This window comes from Citrobacter gillenii (assembly GCF_013337685.1).
GTDB lineage: Bacteria > Pseudomonadota > Gammaproteobacteria > Enterobacterales > Enterobacteriaceae > Citrobacter > Citrobacter gillenii.
In genome coordinates, this window is the sequence record NZ_SUQN01000001.1 from 210643 (window position 1) to 226884 (window position 16242).

Consider the following 16242-nt stretch of genomic DNA (forward strand, 5'->3'; position numbering starts at 1 on the left):
CGATAAAGTAATTCTGTGATCTGGGTCGATATTTTACCGGCATCAGCCTTCAGGCCGTTGTTGTTATGCCCCCATGAATTTACAGTGTGGCAAAGATTTATTCTGACTTTAGCGGAGCAGTAGAAGAATGACAAAATATGCTTTAGTAGGTGATGTTGGCGGCACCAACGCGCGTCTTGCTCTGTGCGACATTGCCAGCGGTGAAATTTCGCAGGCTAAGACCTATTCAGGACTGGATTACCCCAGCCTTGAGGCCGTGGTTCGCGTGTACCTGGATGAGCATAGCGTCAGCGTCGAAGACGGGTGTATTGCGATTGCCTGTCCGATTACCGGCGACTGGGTGGCAATGACCAACCATACCTGGGCGTTTTCTATTGCTGAAATGAAAAAGAATCTCGGTTTTAGCCATCTGGAAATCATCAATGATTTCACCGCCGTGTCGATGGCGATCCCGATGCTGAAAAAAGAGCATTTGATCCAATTTGGTGGCACGGAGCCGGTAGAAGGTAAACCGATTGCCGTGTACGGTGCGGGAACCGGTTTAGGCGTAGCGCATCTAGTGCACGTCGATAAGCGCTGGGTGAGCCTGCCGGGAGAGGGCGGTCACGTAGATTTTGCGCCTAATAGCGAAGAAGAGGCGATTATTCTTGAAGTCCTGCGCGCTGAGATTGGCCATGTTTCTGCAGAACGCGTGTTGTCCGGTCCGGGGCTGGTGAACCTGTACCGCGCTATCGTCAAATCCGACGGACGTCTGCCGGAAAACCTGCAACCGAAGGATATCACCGAACGTGCGCTGGCAGACTCGTGCACTGACTGTCGTCGGGCGCTGTCGCTGTTTTGCGTGATCATGGGACGCTTTGGTGGCGATCTGGCGTTAACGCTGGGGACCTTTGGCGGTGTTTATATTGCCGGCGGGATTGTGCCGCGCTTCCTTGAATTCTTTAAAGCATCGGGTTTCCGCGGTGGCTTTGAAGATAAAGGTCGTTTTAAAGCCTACGTACAGGATATTCCGGTGTATTTGATTGTGCATGATAACCCTGGTCTGCTGGGCTCCGGTGCGCACCTGCGCCAGACGCTGGGGCATATTCTGTAAGATCCCTGCCGGATGGTGTCTATTAACACCTATCCGGCACACTATAAATAATATGCCTGCCGCCGTCAGGGTAACGCATCATGTCCCGTGAGTTTTACTCGCAATCTCGTTCAGTACTATCGCTATCATCTGCTGTTCAAACATTTCGCTGTGCAGGTATCTTTTTTCTCTGTATTTTTTATCTGTCTCGAGATAAGGCTGATGCAAAACGCATTCAGGTGGCGTACACGAAATAAGAGTATTAATGACGTCGATTGGCTGAGGATATTCAAAAAAAAGCGCGCCAGGATGGTAGTTATGCTGAATTTGCCATTCTGCAAGGTCATCCAGAAAACAGTCAGCTTCTGGTTTTGACATTGTGCTGGCTTTTTCGCTGCCCCACACCACACTCGCCAGGTTGTATAACCCATGTGCGTATGGCCAGAACATTTTATTGAGCTTAGTAAGACCCGCGTCCTTCAACTTTGGTACGCTTTTACAATATAAATCGAGCTGCACGCCCGCTTCTGTCACATCCTCCTCGAGGAGCGCCATCAGATAACGGAGGATACACACATCGCTGGCTGCCTGCTTCGTCGCCAGTACCTTTTGCGCTCGTTTACTGGCTTCAGCCGCAAAATCAGTTCGTTTGTACCACAGCGCCATGACTAAATTAGCAATCGCTATAGTAACAGGGTGACCGTTGTCACTGAGACCCCATTTTTCAGGTAACAGCAGCGGTACGCGGGCAAACAGGCCGGCAGCAAGAATATCGAGGGTCGTCCAGATGTTTATACTGTGGTCGCATCCGGAATCTACGCCGAGTGTTGTATGTTTGATCATGGCTGACTGACGCAGCGCAGCGTGCAGTAATGCCATATCGTTGGCGAGGATGGCCGTTTTATATCCTAATAAATCAGGATTGTGATTAATGCGCAGCATAAAAAGCCATAGCCTTATCTGCTCTTGCAGTGACGCATCTTTATGGCATTGCGTCTGGGTATCCAGACATTCTGCTAAATAATCATCGGTATCCATCCATACCCGGGCATTTTGATCAGCTTCTTTCGCGTATTCACGCTGATATGCACGTTGATATTTTTCCGTCAGCTTTGCCATTAAATCTCAGCGCTCTTTCTTTGTGGGGTAAGTGTTATAAATGCATTAACTGCCTAAACTCTTTCACTTTACTTCGACTAACCGGGATTTCAAATTCCAGGTCTTTTAACCGCAGAATGTAGGTGTTATTGAACCACGGCTCGATTTCACGGATTTTATTCAGATTCACGCAGAACGAACGGTGACAGCGGAAGAAATGTGAAGCCGGCAGTTTGCTGCAAAATTCGCTGATGTTCATCGGCATGACGTACGATTCCCGTCGTGTGTAGACAAACGTCATCTTTTCATGTGCTTCAGCGTAGTAGATATCGTTGATCGGAGTCACGATGATTCGCTCATCTTTGATCAGATTGATAGTGTCATTCTCTCGCGTGACGGGGGTTATGTGTGGGGTTCCCGTTTGTTGCTGCTGCCAGGCTGCTTCCAGCTTTTGCAGCATTCCGACAATCCGTGACTCCTGGTACGGCTTCAGAATGTAGTCAAACGCTTCGAGTTCAAACGCCTCAACTGCGTGTTCTTTCCATGCAGTAATAAACACAATAAAGGGTTTATGCGCGAACTGGCTGATGTTTTGCGCCAGCAATACGCCGTCCAGCGAGGGAATATTAATATCGAGAAAAATGGCGTCGACGCGGTTGTGCTGCAGAAATTTCAGCACGTCCAGACCGTCGTCAAACGTGCCGACAATATCCATCTGGCTGTGTTCTTTTATCAGCCAGCTCAGTTCCTGTTGGGCCAGGAATTCATCTTCAACAATGATGACTTTCACTACTTCACTCCTGGTTAAAGCAATAAAGTCGCCGGTGCGGCAGCGGGGGAGTGCTGATTGGGCACATAAAACGCAATCTCGGTGCCAGGTTCCAGGCGGCGGATATGCAGCCCTTCGCCGTAGAGTAGCTTCACACGATGATGCACGTTCAACAGGCCGATTTTATTGCCCGGCATTTCGTTGGACTCGACCCGCTCAATGACTTTTGGATCGATACCGTGACCGGTATCCCTGACGGCGATGCGTACCCGGTTACCGCACTCTGCGACGCTGATAGTGACCACGCCTTTTCCTTTGCACGACTGGATACCGTGAACGATGGCGTTTTCTACCAGAGGCTGAATCAGCAGGCTGGGAATATAGCAGCTTACCTCTTCATCAATATCATAAATAACCGTTAGCTTATCGCCAAAGCGAGCCTGTTCAATGGCGATGTAGTCCTTAATTTGATACAGCTCTTTCTTAATATCGATCTGCTCATCGTCTTTCAATTCAATATTATAGCGAAGATAACGCGACAAATTAAAAATCAGCTGGCGGGCGGTATCTGGGTTAAGCCTGACCGATGACGAAATAGCGTTTAGCGCATTAAACAGAAAATGGGGATTGATTTTACTTTGCAGCGCACGTAGCTCTGCCTTATTTGCCATCTCCCGCAGTTGCTCTGCACGGGAAACCTCAAGCTGTGTAGAGATAATCTGCGATAAACCGATCGCCATTTCCTGTAACGAGGAGGTGATCTGATGGGCGTGACAGTAGTAGATTTTCAGCGTGCCGGTCACGACGCCTTTCTCCCAGAGCGGGATCACCAGCATGGAGTGTATTTCCGGCGTTCGATGCGCTTCATCATTGTTTTTTATTATTATTTTGCCGTGATTGATGGCTTCCTGCGTAGTGGGGCTGACGAAGTCATCGTTATTGCGATAGTTGAGTTCCCCGACGCCAACATAGGCCAGAACGTGCTGGGTATTGGTGATGGCAACCGCATCTGCGTGAATGTCATGGCGAATAATTTCGCATACCTGACGTAACGACTCGCTGTTGACATGGCGAAAGAGCGGCAGGGTTTTGTTGGCAATATCCAGTGCCAGTTTGGCCTGCTTGGCGGCGCTGGCCTCTTTCTCTCCTTCGACGCTTTGTACCAGCATCACAATAAAGCCAATACAGACGCTGCCGAGAATCATCGGGATACCGATTTTTGAGACAATATCCAGTCCCAGTTCGGTGGTGGGGGCCCAGGCGACCACCAGAATCATGGTCAACGTTTCGCACAGCATCCCACCTAAAATACCGGCACGCCAGTGCTGTGCTTTGGGGATTTTACGGTTGATCCAGCCGGCAATACAGCCCGCCAAAATACTGGTGATAAAGCACGGCAAGGCGGTGACGCCGCCAATGTCGATCAGATAGCGGTGGATACCTGCGATGATGCCGGTAATGATGCCAACCCACGGGCCGAACAGGATCCCCCCCGACATCACCGCAATAATACGCACGTTTACCAGAGAACCTTCGACCGGTACTCCGGACCAGGTACTGAACAGGGCAAACATAGAGAATATGGCCGTTACGGCGAGCAGTTCCTTCGGGGAGTGGGCTGACTTGTGCAACAGTTCTCGAAACAAGCGGATACGAATCAGAAAAAACAGGCAGAACAGCATCAGCGCTGCCCGATCAAAGACCGCCAGCAGCATATTGAATATTTCGTGCACGGGTGACTCTTGCGAATAGATTAAACCTCTATGATAGGTAACCTGAGCAAGGATGACCAGCATCCCCATTGCGCCGGGATAATGAGGAAAAACCATATAATTAAAAGGGGATTGTAAAGGAAAAGTGTGTTTCTCCGAATTTTCCAGGATTGATTGATTTTCAGAGTAAAATTTATGACTTCAATATGTTAATGAATGGTGATTTTTGCAGACCGCGTAAAATGTTTATTTCCCTGTTTATTTTTATTGATCCTCTTTTAGGGCAGGAGAAAATATTTTGCGTTGCCTCTCGACAGAAGGAATTTATTCAGGCTATTTTCTAAACGTGCCACCATCGTGGCAGCGTCGCTCGGACGGTCCGGGCGCTAACGTGAATCTGAGGATACTATGGCTGACTCCCGCCCTGAACGTCGCTTTACGCGTATTGATCGTCTTCCCCCTTATGTTTTTAACATCACTGCTGAACTGAAGATGGCTGCGCGTCGGCGCGGCGAAGATATTATCGATTTCAGCATGGGGAACCCGGATGGGGCTACGCCTCCTCACATTGTCGAAAAACTGTGTACCGTGGCCCAGCGCCCGGATACCCACGGTTATTCAACCTCTCGCGGTATTCCGCGTCTGCGTCGGGCGATTTCCCGCTGGTATCAGGACCGCTATGATGTCGAGATCGACCCTGAATCCGAAGCCATTGTGACCATCGGATCTAAAGAGGGGCTGGCGCATCTGATGCTGGCTACGCTCGATCACGGTGACACGGTCCTCGTGCCTAACCCAAGTTATCCTATTCATATTTACGGTGCCGTAATTGCCGGGGCTCAGGTGCGTTCTGTACCGCTGGTTGAAGGGGTCGACTTCTTTAATGAGCTGGAGCGGGCGATCCGTGAAAGCTACCCGAAACCAAAGATGATGATCTTAGGTTTCCCATCCAATCCTACCGCGCAGTGCGTTGAGCTCGAATTCTTTGAGAAAGTGGTCGCGCTGGCTAAACGCTACGACGTGCTGGTGGTTCACGACCTCGCCTATGCCGATATCGTCTACGATGGCTGGAAAGCGCCGTCGATCATGCAGGTGCCTGGCGCCCGCGATGTGGCGGTTGAATTCTTTACGCTGTCGAAAAGCTATAACATGGCGGGATGGCGTATTGGTTTTATGGTGGGTAACAAAACGCTGGTTAATGCGCTGGCGCGGATTAAGAGCTACCACGATTACGGAACCTTTACACCGTTGCAGGTTGCGGCCATTGCCGCACTGGAAGGCGATCAGCAGTGCGTACGGGATATCGCAGAGCAGTATAAGCGTCGACGCGATGTGCTGGTCAAAGGGCTGCATGAAGCGGGCTGGATGGTAGAGATGCCGAAGGCATCGATGTATGTCTGGGCAAAAATTCCTGAGCAGTATGCTGCAATGGGCTCGCTTGAGTTTGCTAAAAAAATGTTGAATGACGCGAAGGTCTGCGTGTCACCGGGGGTGGGTTTTGGTGATTATGGCGATACCCACGTGCGCTTTGCGTTAATTGAGAACCGTGACCGTATTCGCCAGGCGATCCGAGGCATTAAAGCCATGTTCCGTGCAGATGGTTTACTGCCCTCCAGCACGAAATCAGCCTCTGAAAGCGCTGATTAACCAAACGGTTAACCCACAAAAGCAAACAGGAGCCTGAGGGCTCCTGTTTTTTGCTGCATCTTTTAATTTAGATCATCAGGGCAAATGTACCGGCCCAAACGATGACCATAAATGAAATGCCCATAAAGAAATATTTCACTTTTCATCACTCCGCGTATTAAAGCACGCCTAAATGAACATACACTTACCTGATAGAGAGCTGACGCCAGCGTCAACGAAAGGGAGAATACCCCGCGTTTGTTTCGCTGCATCATCTCAGAATTCTGAGCTGTAATGCTCCAGACGGCGCTAATGTACGCCTAAAAATGAAGCGAGACAAGAGGCATTTTTTTATTTAATTTTAATAACTTACATGTGTCGTGAATCGGCGACAGTTTGATTTCCTTCAGCAATGAATCGCCACTGAGCGACGCGCTGATTACTCAGAGAATTCTCATATCACCATACTCATAATGCGGCTAATTTTGCGCAAAAATTGATAATGAAAAGGTTAAAAATGACCAGATTAATGATGTTAGCACTCGTTCTTACCCCACTGACGTCGATGGCGGCAGCCCCGCAAGCGTTGAATTTCAGCTGTGCAAGTATTGGTGGTGTGAATAGTGATGGTAAAGGTAATGTCTGGATTGATGGAGAGAAAGCCACCGTTAAGACATTCAACGAAAATTACTGGGAAGCGAAAAGCGGTAAAAATACCGTTTCTATTTCCCGTAATGATGACGGTAGCCCGGCCGTTTCCTAGACTGGCCCTAATCGTAAGCACGGGATTTGCCAGCCTGACGATGAGAAGAGCTATGCACCAGCGAAAAAATCGGTGAATGCTGGCCCGTCTTTCTCCTGTGCCGCGGTCGACAAGGGAAGTATGGAGGACATTATTTGTCAGAGCCCGTCACTTTCCGCAATGGACTTGAAACTGAATGGCATCTACAAGCAGGCGTTGGTGAAATCAAACAATGATTCGACGCTGAAAGCCGAGCAGCGCGGTTGGATCAAAGGCCGCAACGAGTGCTGGAAAGAGCAGGATAAGCCTGCCTGTCTTTCCCGCGAATACAGTCTACGGATGACTGAACTACAGAACAAATGGGGCATTAAGTAATTCAGCCGCAGAAAAAAAGAAAGGCCAGATGGCCTTTCTTTTTACGTATATAACGAGGCTTCACCCATCGGGCGGGTTTTGAAACGACGATGGATCCAGAGATACTGCTCGGGTGCACGCATAATCTCTTTTTCAATTATTTTGTTCATATAAGCCGCAGCCAGGCCCTCATCAGTAGGGTAACCTTCCATCTCCGGCGTGATAAACAGACGGTAGCCAGAATTGTCCGTTTTTCTCACCATGGTGACGGTCAACATCGCAGCACCTGATAAACGTGACAGTACGTAGGTACCATTGGTTGTCGCGACGTCCTTGACGGCGAAAAAGGGTGCAAACGAACTGCCTTTGCGACCGTAGTCCTGATCGGGAGCAAACCATACGGCTTCCCCTTTTTTCAGGGCGCTGACAATGCCACGCAGGTTATTTCTACCGATCATGGCTTTGTTTGAGCGCATCCGACCACGGGTCTGGATCCACTCCATTAACTTATTGTTATGCGGGCGGTAGGTTGCCATCATGGGTTGGCAAAGCCCCATCACGCGGCCTCCCAACTCCAGAGACATAAAGTGTACGCCTACTACCATCACGCCGCGGTTTTGCGACTGTGCACGCTTCAGGTTGTCGAGACCTTCGACGTCAAACCATTTACGCACGCGACGGTCAGGCCAGAACCAGGCCATGCCGGTTTCAAGCAGTGCCATGCCAAGAGAACGAAAGTTTTCTTCGACCAGCCTGTCTCGTTCTGCCTGTGGCAGATTCGGGAAGCACAGTTCGAGGTTTTTACGGGCAATAGATTCACGACGTTTTAAAAACGGGCGAGCAAGCGTTCCGGTACGCGTACCCAAAAAGCACAATACGGGGTAGGGGAGTTGCACCAAGAGCCAGAGCACACCGACACCAAACCATGTGAGCCAGTAGCGCGGATGCAAAAACGCGCGTGAAAATTTACATTGGGGGAACATAAGCACCTGTTGTTGATACTAATAAGATGTATCGCGAAGATTCTTTGTCGACAGCGTTACACTCTGATACTGATCGTTAGGCCACCATGAAGGACAATGGTTCCTGTAAAGAGTGTAAAACTTAGTCAGGACAAAACCATGGGGGGGCATGAATGATCGGGCTTATACTTTACCACCTAGAGATTAATGTCAGCCAGAGATAAATCCTCAATAAGCGTAAATGTTTATGCGGGAGAGAAACTGAAATAGGGACAGGGGTATAACCTGTTGTTTTTTTGCTGGTTAACTGTCCATCTGATGTCGAGGTTCGCCGCCATAGCCGTATTTATTGTAACAAAAATGTTGCCTGGATTGCCTGTGTATAGGAATTGTCTTAGACTATAAATTCAAGGAGTGTAAGGACTTACATGACGTTTTACGGCAGACAGGAGGTACCGCTATGCTCTATTTCTGGACCTTTCTCATATTGAGCATTCTGTGCGTTAGTTGCTATATCTGGCAGGTTTTGGGCGCGTTGGCATCAATCAGTTCTTTAATCGGCATGGCTATCCTGGCGGCATTAATTTACTTCACTACTCTGTGGCTGACTCATGGTGATGAAATGGTTACGGGAATATTTCTTTTTCTGGCTCCGACCTGTGGGCTGATCATCCGCTTTATGGTCGGTGACGGGAAGCATTAAATCGACGTGTCATTAATGATGATAACAAAATGAGTGTCACACGTTTTTTCATCCAGGATAGGAATATCCTGAAGTGCCAGCGATGCTGGCACTTTTTTATCGACCTGGAACAGATTACCGGGCATCAGCAAGCTCTAAAGCCGCTTCCTCTTGCTGGGCATCTTTTCGCTGTTGTTCCAACTCCAGCGCGCCGCGGTGAGACAAGTAGCAGAACACGATACAGCAGACGATCCCCCCCATCAGTAGGTAAAATCCCCCGTGCCACCCCATTTTGTCGACCATAACACCAAACAGGCTGGTTCCTAGTGATGCACCAAAAATGTAGCTCATAAATCCGCGCAACCCTACGGCTGAACCGACGGCGAAGCTGGGGACGATTTCCATGGTCTGCACGGATGCCAGAAACTGAGGAACGTAAATCAGGCAACCGACAATGGCGGCGAAAATAGTTACCATCACCAGGGATTCACTTTTCCAGTAGCCGATCAGACAGACGAAGATCAGCGCCATACAAATCATTGCCAGCGGCATCCTGCGCCCCTTAAACAACTTGTCGGTAAGCCAACCGGCCAGCAATGTGGAAGGAATGGCCGCCCATTCAAAAAACAGAAATGCCACGCTCATTTGTTCTTTTGAGAAGTGTTTTTCGGTAAGCAAGTAAATCGGCAACCAGCTGATCATGCCAAAACGCACCATATAGACAAACACGTCCACCAGAGAGACATACCAGGCATTTTTATTACGCAGCACGTAGGTGCAAAAGATCTGGTAGGCGCTCATATTCTCCGGTGCCTGGGTTACCTGTCGGGCGTTGAGCACGACTTTTTCTTCCGGCATCATTTCTTCCAGCGGTGGTAAACCTTCTTTACGTGGCGAACCTTTACCCAGCATTAGAACAATAAAGGCAAATAACACGGCGATACAGGCGGGGACAATATAGCTGGCGCTTTGCCAGTGTTCGCTACCCAGAATGGCAAAAGCGGTGCCTACAATCGGGGCGACAATACCGCCGCCAACGTTGTGCGAGATATTCCAGAAGGCGCCAACGCGTCCACGTTCTTTACGTGGGAACCAGTTGGCAATAGTTATAAATGAGGGGCCAACACCCATCCCCTGGAATAAGCCGTTGAACACTACCAGTGTGGCAAATATCCAGAATCCGGTGCTGAAACCTAACCCGACGTTCACGATGGCGCACAAGACCAGACCGCATGCCATAAAGACTTTGGGGCTGGCCTTATCGGCCAGGCTGCTCATAATACCCTTACTGATCCCGTAGGCAATCAACATGCAACTGCTGAGCAGACCAATTTGGGTGGCACTGAGATCCAGATGTTCTTTCAGGTACGGCGTAGAGAGTGTGAAATTATTACGTACAATATAGTACGCAAGATAGCCGAGAAATACGCTAAGTAGCGCCTGCATCCGGTATCGACCATATGTCGCCTGGACTTGCTCCGGCGGGACTTTATTTGCCGATGGCCCTGTCTTAAATATTGAAAGCATATCATCACCTAAATTTATATTGATGTGAATATCAGGAGTTTTCGTTGTGCAGGGTGAAATAAACGGTGATGGAATTCAACTCAATGAAATGTGTCAGTATTGACTCAACTTAACCAAAGAATGACTAATTTTGACTCTTTTAAATTAACAGAGGTGTGTGTTTTTTATTTTTAGCGGGGATTTATAGCCAGCATGTGCGGATACTAACAATTTTAATCGGTAATTTAAGGTATTCTGTACCCATGCTTTCGCTTTCGGCTTGGTTATTTTTATAACCACCTTACCTTTCCCCTGAGTTGGGGTAAACGGGTAAGTTTTGTCTCAATATTATTTTTTGAACATGTTGGTATTTATGAACGGGATCACAAACAGGCTTTGCGACCAGGGGCGGATGATCATCCTGTCGCTTTGTTTTACGTTGCTGTCTACGGCCAGCCAGGCACAGGGTAAAGAGCTCGTCATGGCCACGACGTTCTCCCCAGGAGCGACGGCATGGATTATCCAGCAATGGCAAACCGAGCCAGGGTCGGTAATGATTCGTACGCTAAACCGCACCAGTGCCTCTCTGGAACAACTGCTCGATACAGCGAACGCGGACAATGTTGATCTGATTTTGACCTCCTCTCCCATGCTGTTGCAGCATTTGCAGGAACATCAGAAGCTGGCTCCGTTTGATAATGCGCTGCCTGAGAGTCAACGCCTGGTGCCGGAGTCCATCCGTTCTACGTCCGTGGCGGTGGCAATATCAGGTTTTGGCCTGTTGATTAACCGTTCTGCGCTGGCGGCTCGGCATTTACCGGCTCCGACTGACTGGGGGGATTTAACGCACCCCCGGTATCAGGGCGCGCTGTTGATGAGTAGCCCGTCACGTTCGGATACCAACCATTTGATGGTGGAATCACTGCTGCAGCAAAAAGGGTGGGAACAAGGATGGGCGACGCTGCTGGCAAGTGCCGGCAATCTGGTGACGATTTCCTCGCGCAGTTTCGGTGTTGCTGACAAAATTAAGAGTGGATTAGGCGTCGCCGGGCCGGTGATTGATAATTACGCCAACCTGCTGCTCAACGACCCGCATCTGGCGTTTAACTATTTTCCGCATTCCGCGGTGTCGCCAACTTATGTGGCGGTGTTGAACAATAGCCAGCATGCCGGTGAAGCCCGTCGTTTTATTCGCTATTTATTGAGTCCTCAAGGGCAGCGGATCCTTGCCGATGCGAATACCGGGAAATATCCGGTCACGCGGTTGCCCGCCAATAATCCGCGTGCTGCTCAGCAGGCCATACTGATGGACCAGCCACCACTAAATTATCGCCTGATCCTCAAGCGGCAGCAGCTGGTGCAGCGGATGTTTGATACCGCCATCAGTTTTCGTCTCGCGCAATTGAAGGATGCCTGGCGAGCGCTGTATAGCGCCGAAGCGCGGCTAAAACGGCCTCTCCCTGAAATACGAGCGTTATTGACCAGCGTCCCGATAGACGCCAGCAGTAGTGAAGATGAGGCCTGGCTTGCGCAATTCGAGAATAAAAGCGTTGCTGAACAGCAGATGATGGAATGGCAGCTATGGTTTCTCAAAAACCAGCGCCAGGCTATCGCCAAACTGGAAGAATTAAAATGAAGGGCGGGTCGTTACTGCAACGTCTTCGTCAGCTTAGCATTAGCAGCAGTCTGCGCGGGGCCTTCCTGACAGGGGCGTTGCTGACGTTAAGCGTGAGTTGCGTCAGTCTGTATTCCTGGCATGAGCAGAGCTCGCAGATCCGCTATTCGCTGGATGACTACTTCCCGCGCGTCCATTCCGCTTTTTTAATTGAAGGCAATCTCAACCTGGTGGTGGATCAGCTCAATGAGTTCCTGTTGGCTCCCAATACCACGGTAAGACTGCAACTGCGCAACCAGATAATCCAGCATCTGGATAAGATTGAGGCGTTAAGCCGTGGATTGCAGCCCGCGGAACAGCAGCAACTGGCGGTCATTTTGCAAGACAGCCGTACCCTGATGACGGAGCTGGACAGGGTGCTCTACAACATGTTTCTGGTGCGAGAAAAAGTAAGTGAATTGTCTGCGCGCATAGATTGGCTGCATGATGATTTTACGACCGAGTTGAACTCACTGGTGCAGGATTTTACCTGGCAACAGGGAACTCTGCTGGATCAAATTGAGGCCAAAAATGGTGATGCGGCGCAATACCTGAAACGTGCCCGGGAAGTGCAAAACGAACAGCAGCAGGTTTACACACTGGCGAGAATTGAGAATCAAATCGTCGACGATCTGCGTGACAGGCTGAACGAGCTGAAGTCCGGTAGCGATGACGGTATGTTGGTGGAGACCCACATTCGTTATCTGGCAAATTTGAAAACAACGGCGGATGAAAATATCCGTACGCTGGATGACTGGCCCAGTACCATAACGTTGCGCCAAACTATTGATGAGTTGCTGGAAATTGGCATGATGAAAAATAAAATGCCCGACACAATGCGCGACTACGTGGCGGCGCAAAAGGCCCTCGTTGATGCTAATCACGCCAGAGAAGCGACGCTTGGGCGCTTTCGTACCTTGCTTGAGGCGCAACTGGGCAGCAGTCATCAGCAAATGCAGATGTTTAATCAGCGCCTGGAGCAGATTGTTCGCGTCAGCGGTGGACTGATTCTGCTGGCGACGTTACTGGCGCTGCTTCTCGCCTGGACGCTCAACCACTACTTTATCCGCTCCCGACTGGTGAAGCGTTTTACCGCACTGAATCAGGCCGTGGTGCAGATCGGTCTCGGTAGAACGGATGCAACTATCCCGGTGTATGGTCGCGATGAGTTAGGGCGCATCGCGGGCTTGCTACGCCATACGCTGGGGCAGCTTAATACGCAAAAAAATCAGCTTGAGCAGGAAGTGGCTGAGCGTAAAGAGATTGAGTCCGATCTTCGCGCCACGCAGGATGAGCTGATTCAGACGGCGAAACTGGCGGTGGTCGGCCAGACCATGACCACTCTGGCGCATGAAATAAACCAACCGCTGAACGCGCTATCGATGTACTTGTTTACGGCGGGAAGGGCCATTGAACAGGGACAACCAGCGCAGGCAAGAAGCACTTTAACCAAAGCGCAAGGGCTGATTACCCGCATTGATGCCATTATTCGCTCGCTGCGCCAGTTTGCGCGTCGGGCCGAGCCGGGGGCGCCGTTGCATCCGGTTGATTTGCGGCAAACTTTTAGTGCGGCTTGGGAACTGTTAGCCATGCGTCATAAGCCACAGCAGGGCAGGCTGACGCTCCTGCCGGAGACCGTATGGGTCCTCGGTGATGAGGTTAGGATCCAGCAGGTACTGGTTAATGTGCTGGCAAACGCGCTCGACGCCTGTCCGGCTACGGCTGAAATTGAGGTGAGCTGGCGGGCTCAGGGCAAAACGCTGTGCGTATTGATCGCTGATAACGGACCCGGTTGGCCTCAGGCGTTGTTACCGTCGCTATTGAAGCCATTTACGACCAGTAAGGATGTGGGTCTCGGCATTGGTTTGTCGATTTGTGTATCGTTAATGACGCAAATGAACGGTGAGTTACGCCTGGCGTCAACGCTGGAGCGCAATGCCTGCGTAGTCCTGCAATTCAACCTGACGGATGTAAATGATGTTGAGTGATGAATGTTCTGTTCTGCTGATTGATGACGATGCCGATGTGCTCGATGCTTACACGTTATTGTTGGAGCAGGCAGGATATCGCGTCCTGGCCTGTAACAATCCGTTTGACGCCAGAAATCTGATGCCTGCCGACTGGCCAGGGATCGTATTAAGCGATGTATGTATGCCAGGCTGTTCGGGGATCGATCTGATGACTCTGTTTCATCAGGATGATAATCAACTGCCGATCCTGCTGATCACCGGGCACGGCGATGTCCCGATGGCGGTGGATGCAGTGAAGAAAGGCGCATGGGACTTTCTGCAAAAACCGGTCGATCCTGGCAAGCTGCTGGCGCAGGTTGAGGATGCCCTGCGTCAGAGGCAGTCCGTAATTGCGCGTCGTCATTACTGCCAGCAGAAATTACAGGTTGAACTGGTCGGATACAGTGACTGGGCAACGCAATTCCGCCAGCGACTACAGCAACTGGCAGAAACGGATATCGCCGTCTGGTTTTATGGTGAACCCGGAACAGGACGCATGACGGGCGCGCGGTATCTGCATCAGCTTGGGCGCAATGTCCACGGGCCATTTATACGTGCAGACCTGACATCCGGAAATGCGGTTCAGCTCAACGCGCTCATTGATCAGGCTCAAGGTGGAACGCTGGTACTGAGTCATATTGAATGCCTGACGCGCGAGCAGCAGCACCATCTGGTGCAGTTGCAAAGTCAAGAGCGGCGTCCTTTTCGCTTGATTGGGATCGGGGAGACGTCCTTGGTGGAGTTGGCGGCAACCCACCAGATTGTTGCAGAACTCTATTATTGCTTTGCCATGACGCAAATCGCCTGCCAACCGCTGTCTCTGCGCCCGGACGACATTGAGCCGTTATTTCATCACTACCTGCATAAAGCCTGTCTGCGGTTAAACCATCCCGTGCCTGAAGTCGACGGGGAATTGCTAAAAGGCATGCGGCGACGAGTATGGTTGAGCAATGTACGGGAACTGGCAAATGCCGCAGAGTTGTTTGCCGTCGGGTTACTCCCGTTGGCTGAAACTGCCAACCCGCAGATGCATATGCCCGAGCCGACCCCGCTGGATCGTCGGGTAGAAGAGTATGAACGACAAATCATCACGGAAGCGCTCAATATCCATCAGGGGCGGATTAATGAGGTGGCAGAGTATCTGCAAATTCCGCGTAAGAAGCTGTATCTGAGAATGCGAAAATACGGGCTGAGTAAAGAGCACTATAAGTTCTAGCGCTCATCGAAATATTCGAACAGAGGCCAGAAAATCATCTGGCCATATCTCTTACCACATCAAATCATCAGGTACGACAAAGTCAGCGTACGGGTCATCTTCGTCCTTATCTTCCTGGCTCAGTTCGCAATTTAAGACAATGTAGCTGGCGTCACGCTGCGCGATCTTATCGGCAACCACCGCCGGGATGATGGCGTATTCGCTCTCGCGATCACTTTCAGCGGCCAGACGCGCAATGGCAAGACGCCCCTTGATTAACTGAGTCTGGGTAACTTTATCAACGTAGATTTTTTTAATCAGATTGTTGTCGGTAAAGTTATAACCAATATCGCCTCTTGAAATGGTGATTTTATTCATTTCAATCAGCTGCTTAATCTGAGCTTTGTATTCTTTCGACAGGGCTGCTTGCTTTTGCTGCTCGCTGAGTTGCTTATCACGCTCAACCTGTGCTTTTTTATTTTCTTCAACCGCCTCTCTGGCCTCACGCGCCTGAACGCGCGACTTTTTCGCCGTTCTTTGCACCTTCGCCATTTTTTTACTGGTGACTAAGCCAGCTTTAAGCATCTGCTCTTGTAGGGTGAGTTTTGTCATATTCGTTTCTAAATCCAGTAAAAAGAGTTCTCAGGATTATACCCTTAACGTCCGGGGGGATGCCAGATTGCGGGGAGTTGCAAAGCGTCGGGGATAAAATGGCAGGCTATGGTGTCCCCTGCAGGAATCGAACCTGCAACTAGCCCTTAGGAGGGGCTCGTTATATCCATTTAACTAAGGGGACGAAGCGGCACGAGTATAGCGTTTTTTACCTGCAACGGTAAGTCTGTGTCCGCCTGACTGCTCAAA

General features: G+C 50.2%; 13 protein-coding genes, 1 tRNA gene and 1 pseudogene. 7 read left to right on the forward strand and 8 right to left on the reverse strand.

All coding sequences use genetic code 11. The features are described 5' to 3' along the window. The first annotated feature begins 127 nt into the window (after positions 1 to 127). Positions 128 to 1093, forward strand: a complete 966-nt coding sequence (gene glk / locus FCH32_RS00945) for a glucokinase (protein ID WP_096756277.1) — start codon at positions 128 to 130, stop codon at positions 1091 to 1093. 78 nt (positions 1094 to 1171) lie between these two features. Here glk and FCH32_RS00950 read toward each other — a convergent pair whose 3' ends face one another. Genes FCH32_RS00950 through FCH32_RS00960 form a run of 3 tightly spaced genes read right to left on the reverse strand, consistent with a single transcriptional unit; the run spans position 1172 to position 4672 of the window. Next, positions 1172 to 2191, reverse strand: coding sequence for a hypothetical protein (locus FCH32_RS00950; RefSeq protein WP_174360324.1), 1020 nt, complete (start codon positions 2189 to 2191; stop codon positions 1172 to 1174). Between the two features lie 34 nt (positions 2192 to 2225). Continuing rightward, positions 2226 to 2960 carry a two-component system response regulator YpdB gene (gene ypdB / locus FCH32_RS00955; RefSeq protein ID WP_115257849.1) on the reverse strand — a complete coding sequence of 245 codons (735 nt, stop codon included), beginning with the start codon at positions 2958 to 2960 and terminating at the stop codon, positions 2226 to 2228. A 14-nt stretch (positions 2961 to 2974) separates the two neighbouring features. Beyond that, positions 2975 to 4672: a sensor histidine kinase gene (locus tag FCH32_RS00960; protein WP_115259914.1), complete on the reverse strand. Its 1698-nt coding sequence runs from the start codon at positions 4670 to 4672 to the stop codon at positions 2975 to 2977. A gap of 387 nt (positions 4673 to 5059) precedes the next feature. Here FCH32_RS00960 and alaC point away from each other — a divergent pair, with 387 nt between their 5' ends. Then, positions 5060 to 6298 (forward strand): alanine transaminase, encoded by a 1239-nt coding sequence (gene alaC, locus FCH32_RS00965; RefSeq protein ID WP_115257850.1) that lies wholly within the window; start codon positions 5060 to 5062, stop codon positions 6296 to 6298. Between the two features lie 67 nt (positions 6299 to 6365). On the opposite strand, the gene ypdK is transcribed toward alaC, so the two are convergent. Further along, the gene (gene ypdK / locus FCH32_RS00970) at positions 6366 to 6437 is read right to left on the reverse strand and encodes a membrane protein YpdK (RefSeq protein ID WP_010723117.1); all 72 of its coding nucleotides are present in this window, start codon (positions 6435 to 6437) and stop codon (positions 6366 to 6368) included. 342 nt (positions 6438 to 6779) lie between these two features. On the opposite strand from ypdK, the pseudogene FCH32_RS23335 reads away from it, so the two are divergent. Continuing rightward, positions 6780 to 7394: pseudogene (locus FCH32_RS23335) on the forward strand (lysozyme inhibitor LprI family protein). A gap of 41 nt (positions 7395 to 7435) precedes the next feature. On the opposite strand, the gene lpxP reads toward FCH32_RS23335, so the two are convergent. Next, positions 7436 to 8356 carry a kdo(2)-lipid IV(A) palmitoleoyltransferase gene (lpxP, locus tag FCH32_RS00980; RefSeq protein ID WP_115257852.1) on the reverse strand — a complete coding sequence of 307 codons (921 nt, stop codon included), beginning with the start codon at positions 8354 to 8356 and terminating at the stop codon, positions 7436 to 7438. 439 nt (positions 8357 to 8795) lie between these two features. Between lpxP and FCH32_RS00985 the strand changes: the two genes are divergently transcribed. Continuing rightward, complete coding sequence (locus FCH32_RS00985) at positions 8796 to 9038, forward strand: YfdY family protein (RefSeq protein ID WP_115257853.1); 243 nt, start codon at positions 8796 to 8798, stop codon at positions 9036 to 9038. Positions 9039 to 9152: 114 nt separating this feature from the next. Here FCH32_RS00985 and pgtP read toward each other — a convergent pair whose 3' ends face one another. Continuing rightward, positions 9153 to 10544 (reverse strand): phosphoglycerate transporter PgtP, encoded by a 1392-nt coding sequence (gene pgtP / locus FCH32_RS00990; protein ID WP_115257854.1) that lies wholly within the window; start codon positions 10542 to 10544, stop codon positions 9153 to 9155. 391 nt (positions 10545 to 10935) lie between these two features. Between pgtP and pgtC the strand changes: the two genes are divergently transcribed. The 3 genes from pgtC to pgtA are packed head-to-tail and all read left to right on the forward strand — an operon-like array spanning position 10936 to position 15402. After that, complete coding sequence (gene pgtC, locus FCH32_RS00995; RefSeq protein ID WP_117343683.1) at positions 10936 to 12159, forward strand: phosphoglycerate transport regulator PgtC; 1224 nt, start codon at positions 10936 to 10938, stop codon at positions 12157 to 12159. Further along, positions 12156 to 14165, forward strand: coding sequence for a two-component system sensor histidine kinase PgtB (gene pgtB / locus FCH32_RS01000; protein ID WP_146716696.1), 2010 nt, complete (start codon positions 12156 to 12158; stop codon positions 14163 to 14165). The genes pgtC and pgtB overlap by 4 nt, the downstream gene beginning before the upstream one ends. Continuing rightward, positions 14155 to 15402, forward strand: a complete 1248-nt coding sequence (gene pgtA / locus FCH32_RS01005; protein ID WP_115257857.1) for a two-component system response regulator PgtA — start codon at positions 14155 to 14157, stop codon at positions 15400 to 15402. The genes pgtB and pgtA overlap by 11 nt, the downstream gene beginning before the upstream one ends. A 51-nt stretch (positions 15403 to 15453) precedes the next feature. On the opposite strand, the gene FCH32_RS01010 is transcribed toward pgtA, so the two are convergent. After that, on the reverse strand, positions 15454 to 15993 hold the full coding sequence (locus FCH32_RS01010) for a DUF2058 domain-containing protein (RefSeq protein ID WP_096756304.1): 540 nt from the start codon (positions 15991 to 15993) through the stop codon (positions 15454 to 15456). Between the two features lie 109 nt (positions 15994 to 16102). Next, a tRNA-Arg gene (locus tag FCH32_RS01015) sits at positions 16103 to 16177 on the reverse strand. Between the last annotated feature and the right edge of the window lie 65 nt (positions 16178 to 16242).

What these genes read in the sequence shown, in the direction of transcription:
- glk (WP_096756277.1), top strand. Translation starts at nt 128, where the DNA reads ATGACAAAATATGCTTTAGTAGGTGATGTTGGCGGCACCAACGCGCGT.
- FCH32_RS00950 (WP_174360324.1), bottom strand. Translation starts at nt 2,191, where the DNA reads ATGGCAAAGCTGACGGAAAAATATCAACGTGCATATCAGCGTGAATAC.
- alaC (WP_115257850.1), top strand. Translation starts at nt 5,060, where the DNA reads ATGGCTGACTCCCGCCCTGAACGTCGCTTTACGCGTATTGATCGTCTT.
- lpxP (WP_115257852.1), bottom strand. Translation starts at nt 8,356, where the DNA reads ATGTTCCCCCAATGTAAATTTTCACGCGCGTTTTTGCATCCGCGCTAC.
- FCH32_RS00985 (WP_115257853.1), top strand. Translation starts at nt 8,796, where the DNA reads ATGCTCTATTTCTGGACCTTTCTCATATTGAGCATTCTGTGCGTTAGT.
- pgtP (WP_115257854.1), bottom strand. Translation starts at nt 10,544, where the DNA reads ATGCTTTCAATATTTAAGACAGGGCCATCGGCAAATAAAGTCCCGCCG.
- pgtC (WP_117343683.1), top strand. Translation starts at nt 10,936, where the DNA reads ATGATCATCCTGTCGCTTTGTTTTACGTTGCTGTCTACGGCCAGCCAG.
- pgtB (WP_146716696.1), top strand. Translation starts at nt 12,156, where the DNA reads ATGAAGGGCGGGTCGTTACTGCAACGTCTTCGTCAGCTTAGCATTAGC.
- pgtA (WP_115257857.1), top strand. Translation starts at nt 14,155, where the DNA reads ATGTTGAGTGATGAATGTTCTGTTCTGCTGATTGATGACGATGCCGAT.
- FCH32_RS01010 (WP_096756304.1), bottom strand. Translation starts at nt 15,993, where the DNA reads ATGACAAAACTCACCCTACAAGAGCAGATGCTTAAAGCTGGCTTAGTC.